We start from the raw sequence: 10,285 nt of genomic DNA, 5'->3' as shown, positions 1-10,285 counted from the left end.
TGACCGTGACGACCTCTATGAATAACGACAGCTTCGGCTCCATTGAAACCATCTTGCCGCACCGGGGCACGATGTTGCTACTCGACGCGGTCAGCGCCTGCACGGACGAAACCGTGACAGCTTATGCAAGCGTGAGAGCAGATGCCTGGTACGCCGACGAAGACGGTTCGATGCCGGCGTGGATCGGCATCGAACTGATGGCGCAGGCCATTGCCGCGCACGTAGCCATACTCGCGATGCGCGCAGGCGGCCGGGCACGTCCCGGCGTCCTGCTCGGATCGCGCCGATACGAGGCACATGTGCCCGTATTCGCTCGCGGCGCGCGCTTGCGCATCGAAGCAAAAGAACTGCTGCGTGGTGAAGAAGGCCACGGCGCGTACGAATGCTCGATCCATCACGATCAGAAGCTCGACCGGAAGCACAGCACGGTGTGCTGCGCCGAGGCAGTCATCAAGGTGTATCAACCGGCTGACTTTCAGTCATTTATTGTTGGGAGTTTCGGATCATGAGCCGGCGTGTACTTGTAACGGGCGCAAGCCGTGGCATCGGCCGCGCGATAGCGTATCAACTCGCGGCAGACGGCTTCACAGTCTCCGTGCATTGCCGCAGCGGCCGCACTGAAGCGGAAGCGGTCGCGACCGGTATTGCCGCGCAGGGCGGCACGGCGCGAGTGTTGCAATTCGATGTCCGCGACCGCGCCGCATGCCGCGAAGTGCTGGAGGCCGACGTGGCGAGTCATGGCGCGTATTACGGCGTCGTCTGTAGCGCGGGCGTGACGCGTGACGCGGCGTTCCCGGCGCTCACCGAAGAGGACTGGGACATCGTGATCGAAACCGGTCTCGACTCGTTTTATAACGTCGTGCATCCATTGACCATGCCGCTCGTGCGCGCGAAGCAGGGCGGTCGTATCGTGACGATCGCCTCGGTCTCGGGTGTGATGGGCAACCGTGGCCAGGTCAACTACAGCGCGGCGAAGGCCGGACTGATCGGCGCCACGAAGGCGCTCGCCGTCGAGCTGGCGACGCGCAACATCACTGTCAATTGCGTGGCGCCCGGCTTGATCGATACCGGCATGCTCGATGGCGTGCCGCTCGAGCAAGCACTGAAGACGGTGCCGATGAACCGCGTCGGGCAACCAGCCGAAGTTGCATCCGTGGTGAGTTTCCTGATGTCGGACGCGGCCTCGTACATCACGCGGCAGGTGATCGGTGTCAATGGCGGGATGATCTGATGAAGCGCGTAGTCATAACCGGCGTGGGTGGCGTCACGGCGTTCGGCAACGCCTGGGACGAGATCGAAGCGAACTTGAGAAGCGGTCGAAATGCCGTGCGCCGAATGCCCGAATGGGACTACTTCGAGTTGCTGCATACGCGGCTCGCGTGCCCGTTGCCCGGCTTCACCACGCCGGCTCATTACCCGCGCAAGAAAACCCGTTCGATGGGACCTGTGTCCCTCTATTCGGTGCGTGCAAGCGAATTGGCGCTCACCGATGCAGGTCTCGCCGATGACCTCACGATCAGGGACGGCCGCATGGGCGTGGCCTACGGTTCGTCGTCTGGATCGGTCCAGCCGATTCGTGCATTCGGCAAGATGATCGAAACCGGTTCGATGAGCGACGTGACCTCGAACAGCTACGTGCAGATGATGCCGCACACCACGGCCGTCAACGTCAGCCTGTTTTGGGACCTGAAGGGCCGCATTGTGCCAACGTCCTGCGCGTGCGCGTCTGGCAGCCAGGCGATTGGTTACGCGTACGAGATGATCGCGGCGGGTAAGCAGACGCTGATGCTCGCCGGTGGCGCGGAAGAATTGTCGGGGCCGGCCGTCGCAGTGTTCGACACGCTTTATGCGACGAGCACGCGCAACGACGAACCGCATCTCACGCCGCGTCCCTTTGATGTCGCCCGCGACGGTCTCGTGGTCGGTGAAGGCGCAGCGACCTTGGTGCTTGAAGAATATGAACACGCGCTTGCACGCGGGGCGCGGATTCATGCGGAGATAGCAGGCTTTGGCTGCAACTCGGACGGCGCGCACATGACGCAGCCATCGGCCGACACCATGGCCTTCGCCATGCAGCTCGCGCTGCGCGATGCACAGCTTCCGGCTGAAGCCATTGCTTACGTCAACGCGCATGGCACGTCGACAGATCGCGGCGATGTAGCCGAAAGCCACGCAACGGCGCAGACCTTCGGTGAGCGTGTGCCAATCAGTTCGCTGAAGAGTTACGTGGGCCACACGCTGGGTGCGTGCGGCGCATTGGAGGCGTGGTGGACCATCGAGATGATGAAGCGCAACTGGTATGCGCCCACGCTCAACCTGACGCAAGTCGATCCGGCTTGTGCGCAGTTGGACTACATCGTGGATAGCGGGCGCACCATTGATGCCGACTACGTCATGAGTAACAACTTCGCGTTCGGCGGTATCAATACTTCGTTGATTTTCAGGCGCGTGCCATGAGCGGGAGTCATTCATCGACGTCCCGTGGCTTGTCACGCGTGGTCGTGACGGGCATGGGCATCGTGTCGTGCCTCGGTAATACGCTCGACGAAGTTTCCGCTGCGTTGCACGCGGGCCGAAGCGGTATTACGCGCGTCGATGCATGGCGTGAACGCGGTCTCGCAAGTCAGGTGGCCGGCGTAGCGTCGATAGCAGGCGAGCCGCCATTCGATCGCAAGCTCGAACGCTTCATGGGTGACACGGCGCGTTTTGCGTGTCATGCGGCGCGCAAAGCAGTACACGATGCCAACCTCGATCCCTCCTTGCTGCGTTCGCCGAACGCCGGCGCGGTGATCGGCTCGGGCACTGGAACCATCGCAGCGTACGACGCAGCGATGGCAATTGCGCACGCGCGCGGTATCGAAAAAGTACCGCCGTATACGGTCCCGCAGGTGATGGGCAGCACCACGTCGGCGAACGTGGCTCAGGTGTTCGGGCTGGAGGGCATGACCTATTCGCCGTCGTCGGCCTGCACCACGTCAGCCCTTGCGATCGGCCAGGCAATGCAACTGATCCAGACCGGCCGCCAGCAGATCGTACTCGCGGGCGGCAGCGAAGGTCTGCACGACAACATGACGCTGATGTTCGACTCAATGGGCGCATTGTCGAGGCGTTTTAACGACGCACCGGAACATGCCTCGCGTCCCTATGACAGCACGCGCGATGGTTTCGTGATTGCATCCGGCGGTGGCGTGCTGGTGCTTGAGTCGCTGGACCATGCGTTGTCTCGAGGCGCACGTATTCATGCCGAGCTGACAGGCTTCGGCCATTGCACGGATAGTGCGGGCATGGTGAGTCCGCACGCGCCGGGCATCGCGCGCGCCATGAGAAGTGCACTCGATGAAGCGGGTACACGTCCGTCGTATATCAACACGCACGCACCCTCCACACCGCTTGGCGATGTCGAAGAACTGCATGCGTTGTGCGATGTATTTGGCGACGACATCCCGTTGTTTTCATCGACGAAAGGATTGTCCGGGCATCCGCTTGGAGCCTGTGGCGTGCACGAGGCAATCTACGCCATGCTGATGATGCGCGATGGTTTTGTCGCCGGAACGGGACCGATAGAAATGCTCGATGCTCGCGTGAACGGCATGCCGCTCGTGCGCACGTCGCGGCCGATGAAGATAGACACCGCGATGTCGATTTCATTCGGCTTCGGCGGCAGTTGCGCGAGTCTCATCTTCGATGCGTGGAAGGGCGCTTGAAAAGGTCCGCTGAAACAATGACCGTAACAAAAACTAACCGGGGAAACACGATGAAGAGCAAGTTTGCGTTTGGAGGGCTGATGGTGGTCGTAGCGACGCTGTCGGGATGTGCAACACAGGTGAAGTCGTTGCCGCTTGCGCCGGTGGTTGCACAATCAACTCAGTCCGCGCCGGGCGCGCAGGTCGCGTTGTATTTCGGCTCGCAGGATCATCCTGCCGTGCAGAGTCAGCTTGGGCGAACCACTGAGTCGGTGCGTATCGCGCGTGAGACTAATGGCCAGGATGCGGCATGCAACCGTGCGCTCGCCGCTGCGCTGGAGAAGCTACGAGCGACTGCCCGGGATCGTCACGCGAATGCCGTCATCAATGTGGGGACGAGTTTTCATAGCACTGAATCGTCGTCGGCTACGGAGTTCACATGTGGCGTGAGCCCCAGCGCGGCGGCCTTGCGAGTGCGTGGCGATCTTGTTGTGCTTGACGGGCAATAACGTCGAATACCGTGGGATAGCGCAGCTTGAGGGCCGATTCAATCGGCCTTGATCGCAGCCACATTGACCAGCGTTTCACGACGCTTGCCCGGCAGCGGCCGATGCAACCCAAGCCGTTCAAGGAGTCCAAAGTCCGCTGCACGACTCCACCACAAGTAAGGCATGGAAACGTTTTGTGGACCGAAGGCAAAGCCGGCGTTGCGGATCATATCGAGGTAACCGTCGGCGCTTTTTTGCACGTGCATGGGATGACGGAACAGCAGACGGATCACCCACGACTTGATATACGCGTCGGTGGATTCGGCGAACAGCAAGACCCCGCCGGGTTTCAACACGCGGCGAAATTCAGCGAGGGAGCGGCCTTGATCGACGAGATGATGAAAGGTCTGATGGCAGAACACGATGTCAGCGCTTGCATCGGGCAAGGGCAGGCGTGCGCAGTCACCATGCAGCAACTCGATCTGCATCGCCCAGCCTTCTTCTCGCGAGCAAGCCTGCGCTGCGCTGCGGGCTTCGGCGAGCGAAGGCTCATGGAAATCCACTCCTATGATCCGGCCGGGCCTGAACGCGTTGCCGAGCAGCCGGAACGATTGACCTTGCCCGCATCCCACATCGACGATCACAGGCGCCGCGGGCAGGGAGAAATCGGCCAGGCGCCTGAGGTCGTTGATGGCTACGCGCAGCACGTGATGTTCCCACGTGGCGGTGCGAAGAAACCACAATCCGAAGGCCGTCTCCGGCACGAAGGCAACGCTGGATATTTCGGATGACGACACGATTTTCTCTCCGGCAACAAAGGATGCGAAAGGATGCAAACAGGGCGCACGTCATTGTACTGGCAAGCATGGCAGGCATAGAAGCAAGAGCATGAAAGTTGATCCGAACACATGATCCACACAATGATCGACCCACGAGATTCCGCACACGGCTTCATGTCTTTAAGCGAGGCACCCTTGAGTACTGATTCTTCAGAGCAAGACACGACTGTCGATGTCGCCATCATCGGCGCGGGGCCCTCGGGGGCAGTCGCGGCCGCGCTGTTGCGAAAAGCGGGCCGTTCGGTGCTCGTGCTTGAGCGCCAGCATTTTCCGCGCTTTTCTATCGGTGAAAGCCTGTTGCCGCAAAGCATGGCTTACCTTGAAGCGGCCGGCATGCTGCGGGCGGTTGTCGAGGCCGGGTTCCAGTACAAGAACGGCGCGCATTTTATTCATCGCGACCAGTCGTTCTCCTTCGACTTCCGCGATAAACACACGCCCGGATGGGGCACGACGTACCAGGTTGAACGCGCGGTATTCGACGACCTGCTGATCCAGTGCGCCGCGAAGCAGGGCGCCGAAGTGCGTTTCGGCCACACCGTGCAAGCGATGCAAACCGGCACTGCGCCGGTGCTGGACGTGATCGATGAAGCGGGCATTGCATACCATGTGAACGCCCGTTTCGTACTCGATGCCAGCGGCTTCGGCCGTGTATTGCCGCGTCTCCTGAACCTTGAAGCGCCCACACGGATGCCCACGCGTGCGGCCATCTTTACGCATGTGCGCGACGGCATCCCGGTTGGCGTTACGGACCGGAACAAGATCTGCGTCGCAACGCATCCGGAGCATCGCGATGTCTGGTTCTGGATGATTCCGCTCGCAGGCGGCCGCTCGTCGGTCGGGTGCGTAGCCGAGGCGAGTTTCCTGGACTGTCCCGAGAACGAACGCGATGCAAAGCTGCGTGCGCTGATCCAGCAGGAGCCGACACTTAACGCGCTCATCGGCGAGGCGCCGTTCCTGATGCCGGTGCGGCATATCGGCGGTTATTCAGCGAACGTCGAGTGGCTGCATGGTCCGGGTTACGCGCTGCTCGGTAACGCGGGAGAGTTCCTCGATCCTGTGTTTTCATCGGGCGTGACGATCGCTCTTCGCTCTGCGCATCTGGCGGTGCAAACGCTGGAGCGGCAGTTCAATGGCGAAACTCCCGACTGGCAGGCAGAGTACGACGCGCCGCTGCGAAAAGGGATTGATACCTTCCGTGCATTTGTCGAACGGTGGTACACGGGTGAGCTGCAGGACATCATTTTTTATCCGCATAAAACGCCGCATATCCAGCGTTTTATCAGCGCGGTGCTGGCGGGCTATGCGTGGGATGAATCGAATCCGTACGTAGCCGATCCAGCACGCAGGCTCAATGCGCTTCACGAGATATGCAAGGTTTCTTGAGGGCGCATGGACCGTGTTGGAGTCGGGACCAAACGCGCAAAAGCTTTCTTGTTGTAAGCATTAAGCTATGACTCAGGGAACACCCTGACCCGCGTCTCCGCCTGTGCAGACACCCGCATTTAGCGAGTAGCATGTAACGCCCCGGCGAGCACGCACCCATCACGCATCATGCACGCCGGGCCGATTCTGCGCTCGCTCGCAGCATCGCTGAACCCGAGCATCGTAGATAAAAAAACGAGCCGTACCGGAGGAGACAAAGCATGCGCAAGATGCGGTGGATGGTCATATTTCTATGTTTCCTGGCAATCGCGATCAATTACGTCGATCGTGCGAACTTGGCCGTTGCAGCCCCTCAGATACAGAAGGCGCTCAACATCGGTCCCGCGCAAATGGGCCTTGTCATGAGCGGCTTCTTCTGGACCTACGCGCTGATGCAAATGCCGTTCGGCTGGTTCGTCGATAAAGTCGGCGCGCGCATCGCATTGCCGCTTGCAGTCGGATGGTGGTCCATATTCACCGCACTCACCGCCGCAACCTCGAGCGTGGCGGGCATGTTCGGCTGCCGCCTGATGCTCGGCGTGGGCGAAGCGGGCGCTTATCCGGCGTGTGCGAAGCTCGTCGCGCAATGGTTCAAGCCGGCGCAACGCGCGTTCGCGACAAGCATCTTCGATAGCGGCTCGCGAGTCGGCTCCGCACTTTCCATCCCGATCGTCGCGCTGATCATCAGCGGCTTTGGCTGGGAAGCATCGTTCGTCGCAACCGGCGCCGTGGGCCTGCTGTGGGTGCTCGGCTGGTTCGTGATCTACCGCAATCCGTCGCGCGGTGATCTGACCGGCGAAGAAAATGTAACGCCTGCGCCGCGTGACAAAACGGGTGACCGGAACATCACGTGGGCCTCGCTTTTCAGGCATCGCACGCTGTGGGGCATGATGCTCGGCTTCTTCTGCCTGAACTTCGTGATCTATTTTTTCATCACGTGGTTCCCGAGTTATCTCGTGCAGACGCGCGGTTTTTCGCTCAAGTCGCTCGGCACGCTCGGCATGATTCCCGCGCTCATTTCAATACCCGGCGGCTGGCTGGGCGGCATCGTTTCGGATGCGCTCTATAAGCGCGGCTGGAGCCTGACGAAGTCGCGTAAGACCTGCATGGTCGGCGGCATGCTGCTTTCGTCGATCATCACGCTGTCGGCGTTCACCACCAGCATCTATGTGATGCTGGCATCGTTTGGAATCGCGTATGGCAGCCTCGCGTTCGCGGCTGCCAGCATCTGGTCGCTTCCCGGCGATGTGGCGCCGACCCCGGATTACGTGGCATCGATCAGCGGCATCCAGAACTTCGCGTCGAACCTCGCGGGCATTGTGATCACCACGTTCACCGGCCTGATGCTTGCACTCACTAAAGGCTCGTTCACCATTCCGTTGATTGTTGCGGGCGGTTTCTGTTTCCTTGGCGCGTTCAGTTATCTCGTGATCGTGGGCAAGATCGAGCCGCTGCGGATTCCAGGCGAGCAGCCAATCGATGTAGCCGCGTCGCAGGGAGTAGGGGGACGGTAGCGTGATAAAATTCCGCATCGTCTGACTTTTCGTTGTATACTTCGTCCCCGATCGAGCAAACGGTTGTGGAGCAAGGCTGGCAGGATGTTGATCAAACCTTCCGGCGCGCCGCTTTCCCGTTGTGTTGACCCGTATTTAGTCGGCACATAGCCGCCAGTTTCGTGCAAATGATTGAAACAATTGGTGGAATAAGCGGCTGCACTGCTCGCGTCTCGATCGTTGCAGAAGATGTACAAAAGGAGTGGTAGTTCAGTTGGTTAGAATACCGGCCTGTCACGCCGGGGGTCGCGGGTTCGAGTCCCGTCCACTCCGCCAGCATTCTCGAGAAGGGCGAACTCCGGTTCGCCTTTTTTATTGCCCGCTGCTGTAACATCGGGCGTTTCGTATTAGGCAGAATCGTCACGCATGCTCGACTTTTTCCGTAATCACCAACGCCTGATGATGGCCCTGTTGATCCTGATCGTCGTGCCAGGATTGGGAATTGTGGGTATCCAGGGTTTCAGCAGTTTCTTCGACGAAAACGCGAACGTCGCCAGCGTCAACGGCCACAAGATCACGCGTGTCGAGTACGACGGCGCGATGCGCCAGCAAGTCGATCGCGCGCGGCAAATGCTCGGCGCCCAGTTCGACCCGAAGATGTTCGAAACGCCGGAAATGCGCGCCTCGCTGATCGACAGCCTCGTGCAACAGCGCGTGCTCGCCGACGAAACCCAGCGCCTGCACCTGACCGCGTCCGACGCAGCCGTACGCCGCGCGTTGCTGGCCGATCCGACCATCGCTTCGTTGCGCAAGCCGGATGGTTCCATCGACGTGGACCAGTACAAGCAATTGCTCGCGATGCAAGGCATGACGCCTGAGCAGTACGACGAGCGCGTGCGTTACGGTCTCGCTGCGGATCAGATTCCGGCGAGTATCCAGTCCACCGCATTCACGTCGAAGACGCTGGCCCAAACGCTGACCGAGATCGCCGAGCAACGCCGCGACGTTCAAGGTCTCGCGTTCCGTACCGTCGATTACACCGCGAAGATTCAGCCCACCGACGCACAAGTAAAGTCGTATTACGACGCGCACAGTGCCGAGTTCGCTACGCCCGAGTCCGCGACCATCCAGTATCTGGTGCTGTCGCCGGCTACGTTGTCGGCAGCGGTCAAGCCGTCAGACGCGGATCTCAAGAAGTACTACGACGACAACATCGCGCGCTTCAAGACGCAGGCGCAAGTGCGTGTGAGCCACATCCTGATCAATGCGCCGAAAGATGCAAGCGCGGCAGACAAAGCGAAGGCCAAGCAACAAGCCGACACGCTGCTCGCGCAGGTCAAGGCGCATCCGGATCAGTTCGCCCAGATTGCAGAGAAGAATTCCCAGGATCCAGGGTCTGCGTCAAAGGGCGGCGACCTGGGGTATTTCAGCCGCGGCATGATCGCGGGCGGCAAGGCATTTGATGACGCCGCGTTCGGCCTGAAGAAGGGCGAAACCAGCGGCATCGTGCAGACGGATTTCGGTTATCACATTCTTGAGGCGACCGACGTGAAGCCGTCCGTCACGCAGCCGTTCGACGAAGTGAAGGACCAGATCACGAAGGAAGTCGTCGCGCAGCAAGCGGCGAAGAACCTCGCTGACGACGCGGAAGGCTTCACCTCGACGGTGTACGAACAGTCGAAGTCGCTGCAACCCGCCGCCGACAAATACAAGCTCCAAATCCAGACGGCAACGGTTGGATCGAAGCCTGATCCGAAGCTGCCGGCTGACAGCCCGCTGAACAATCCCAAGTTCCTCGCGGCCATTTTCGCGCCGGACGCCGTGAAGCAGCACAACAACACCCAGGCTATCGACATCGGCAACAGCACGATGATCGCCGGCCGTGTGACGGACTATAAAGCGGCGGCCGTGCCCGCACTGGACACCATCAAGGACGCAGTGCGTACAAAGGTCATCGCGGAAGAAGCGGCCCAAGCTGCGCGCAAAGATGGCATAGCCAAGCTGGCCGAGTTGCAGAAGTCGAACTCGACGGCAGGTTTTTCGTCGATATCGAAGGTATCGCGTAACGACGCGCAGGGCCTGCCGCCCGCCGCGCTCGCCGCCATCTTCAAGGCCGATTCGTCGAAGTTGCCGTCGTATGTTGGTGTCGATCTTGGCACGGACGGATACGCGATCTATCGCGTGGACGGTATCGAGAAACCTGATCCGGTCACCGCAGACCGCCTGACCGGCGCGCAGCAGCAAGTCGCTCAGGTCTACGCGCAAGCCGAGATGGAGTCGTACCTCGATTCATTGAGAGCGCGCTCGAAGGTGAAGATCACGAACGTGCCCACCACGGCTGATCAGTCGCAATGATCTTC

The 10,285-nt window shown here is 60.5% G+C and carries 9 protein-coding genes and 1 tRNA gene; 9 read left to right on the top strand and 1 reads right to left on the bottom strand.

Annotated features, from left to right (window positions below):
• Window positions 1-17: 17 nt before the first annotated feature.
• Genes ACSQ83_RS19475 through ACSQ83_RS19455 form a run of 5 tightly spaced genes read left to right on the top strand, consistent with a single transcriptional unit; the run spans window position 18 to window position 4,192 of the window.
• The gene (locus tag ACSQ83_RS19475) at window positions 18-509 is read left to right on the top strand and encodes a hotdog family protein (protein WP_436229265.1); all 492 of its coding nucleotides are present in this window, start codon (window positions 18-20) and stop codon (window positions 507-509) included.
• Window positions 506-1,231, top strand: a complete 726-nt coding sequence (locus ACSQ83_RS19470; protein WP_436229264.1) for a 3-ketoacyl-ACP reductase FabG2 — start codon at window positions 506-508, stop codon at window positions 1,229-1,231. The genes ACSQ83_RS19475 and ACSQ83_RS19470 overlap by 4 nt, the downstream gene beginning before the upstream one ends.
• Window positions 1,231-2,457 carry a beta-ketoacyl-ACP synthase gene (locus tag ACSQ83_RS19465; RefSeq protein WP_436229263.1) on the top strand — a complete coding sequence of 409 codons (1,227 nt, stop codon included), beginning with the start codon at window positions 1,231-1,233 and terminating at the stop codon, window positions 2,455-2,457. The genes ACSQ83_RS19470 and ACSQ83_RS19465 overlap by 1 nt, the downstream gene beginning before the upstream one ends.
• On the top strand, window positions 2,454-3,704 hold the full coding sequence (locus ACSQ83_RS19460) for a beta-ketoacyl-[acyl-carrier-protein] synthase family protein (protein WP_436229262.1): 1,251 nt from the start codon (window positions 2,454-2,456) through the stop codon (window positions 3,702-3,704). The genes ACSQ83_RS19465 and ACSQ83_RS19460 overlap by 4 nt, the downstream gene beginning before the upstream one ends.
• Window positions 3,705-3,754: 50 nt before the next feature.
• Entirely contained in the window at window positions 3,755-4,192 is a 438-nt protein-coding gene (locus ACSQ83_RS19455; RefSeq protein WP_436229261.1) for a signal peptidase, read from the top strand.
• Between the two features lie 38 nt (window positions 4,193-4,230).
• Here ACSQ83_RS19455 and ACSQ83_RS19450 read toward each other — a convergent pair whose 3' ends face one another.
• Window positions 4,231-4,968 (bottom strand): class I SAM-dependent methyltransferase, encoded by a 738-nt coding sequence (locus ACSQ83_RS19450; RefSeq protein ID WP_436229260.1) that lies wholly within the window; start codon window positions 4,966-4,968, stop codon window positions 4,231-4,233.
• Window positions 4,969-5,145: 177 nt separating this feature from the next.
• Here ACSQ83_RS19450 and ACSQ83_RS19445 point away from each other — a divergent pair, with 177 nt between their 5' ends.
• From ACSQ83_RS19445 to ACSQ83_RS19430, 4 genes are all read left to right on the top strand, one after another.
• On the top strand, window positions 5,146-6,393 hold the full coding sequence (locus tag ACSQ83_RS19445) for an NAD(P)/FAD-dependent oxidoreductase (protein ID WP_436229259.1): 1,248 nt from the start codon (window positions 5,146-5,148) through the stop codon (window positions 6,391-6,393).
• 260 nt (window positions 6,394-6,653) lie between these two features.
• A complete protein-coding gene (locus ACSQ83_RS19440; RefSeq protein WP_414968915.1) occupies window positions 6,654-7,946 on the top strand; it encodes an MFS transporter in 1,293 nt (430 codons plus the stop codon).
• 238 nt (window positions 7,947-8,184) lie between these two features.
• Window positions 8,185-8,261: transfer RNA gene (locus ACSQ83_RS19435), tRNA-Asp, on the top strand.
• Between the two features lie 90 nt (window positions 8,262-8,351).
• On the top strand, window positions 8,352-10,280 hold the full coding sequence (locus tag ACSQ83_RS19430; RefSeq protein ID WP_436229258.1) for a SurA N-terminal domain-containing protein: 1,929 nt from the start codon (window positions 8,352-8,354) through the stop codon (window positions 10,278-10,280).
• Window positions 10,281-10,285: the final 5 nt, after the last annotated feature.

The organism is Caballeronia sp. LjRoot29 (genome assembly GCF_964252755.1).
Classification (GTDB): domain Bacteria; phylum Pseudomonadota; class Gammaproteobacteria; order Burkholderiales; family Burkholderiaceae; genus Caballeronia.
This window is presented reverse-complemented; position numbering and strand designations above follow the sequence as displayed.

Bases quoted from the DNA above. Each gene is read 5' to 3' on its own strand.
- ACSQ83_RS19475 (WP_436229265.1), top strand. From the start codon at position 18: ATGAATAACGACAGCTTCGGCTCCATTGAAACCATCTTGCCGCACCGG.
- ACSQ83_RS19470 (WP_436229264.1), top strand. From the start codon at position 506: ATGAGCCGGCGTGTACTTGTAACGGGCGCAAGCCGTGGCATCGGCCGC.
- ACSQ83_RS19465 (WP_436229263.1), top strand. From the start codon at position 1,231: ATGAAGCGCGTAGTCATAACCGGCGTGGGTGGCGTCACGGCGTTCGGC.
- ACSQ83_RS19460 (WP_436229262.1), top strand. From the start codon at position 2,454: ATGAGCGGGAGTCATTCATCGACGTCCCGTGGCTTGTCACGCGTGGTC.
- ACSQ83_RS19455 (WP_436229261.1), top strand. From the start codon at position 3,755: ATGAAGAGCAAGTTTGCGTTTGGAGGGCTGATGGTGGTCGTAGCGACG.
- ACSQ83_RS19440 (WP_414968915.1), top strand. From the start codon at position 6,654: ATGCGCAAGATGCGGTGGATGGTCATATTTCTATGTTTCCTGGCAATC.
- ACSQ83_RS19430 (WP_436229258.1), top strand. From the start codon at position 8,352: ATGCTCGACTTTTTCCGTAATCACCAACGCCTGATGATGGCCCTGTTG.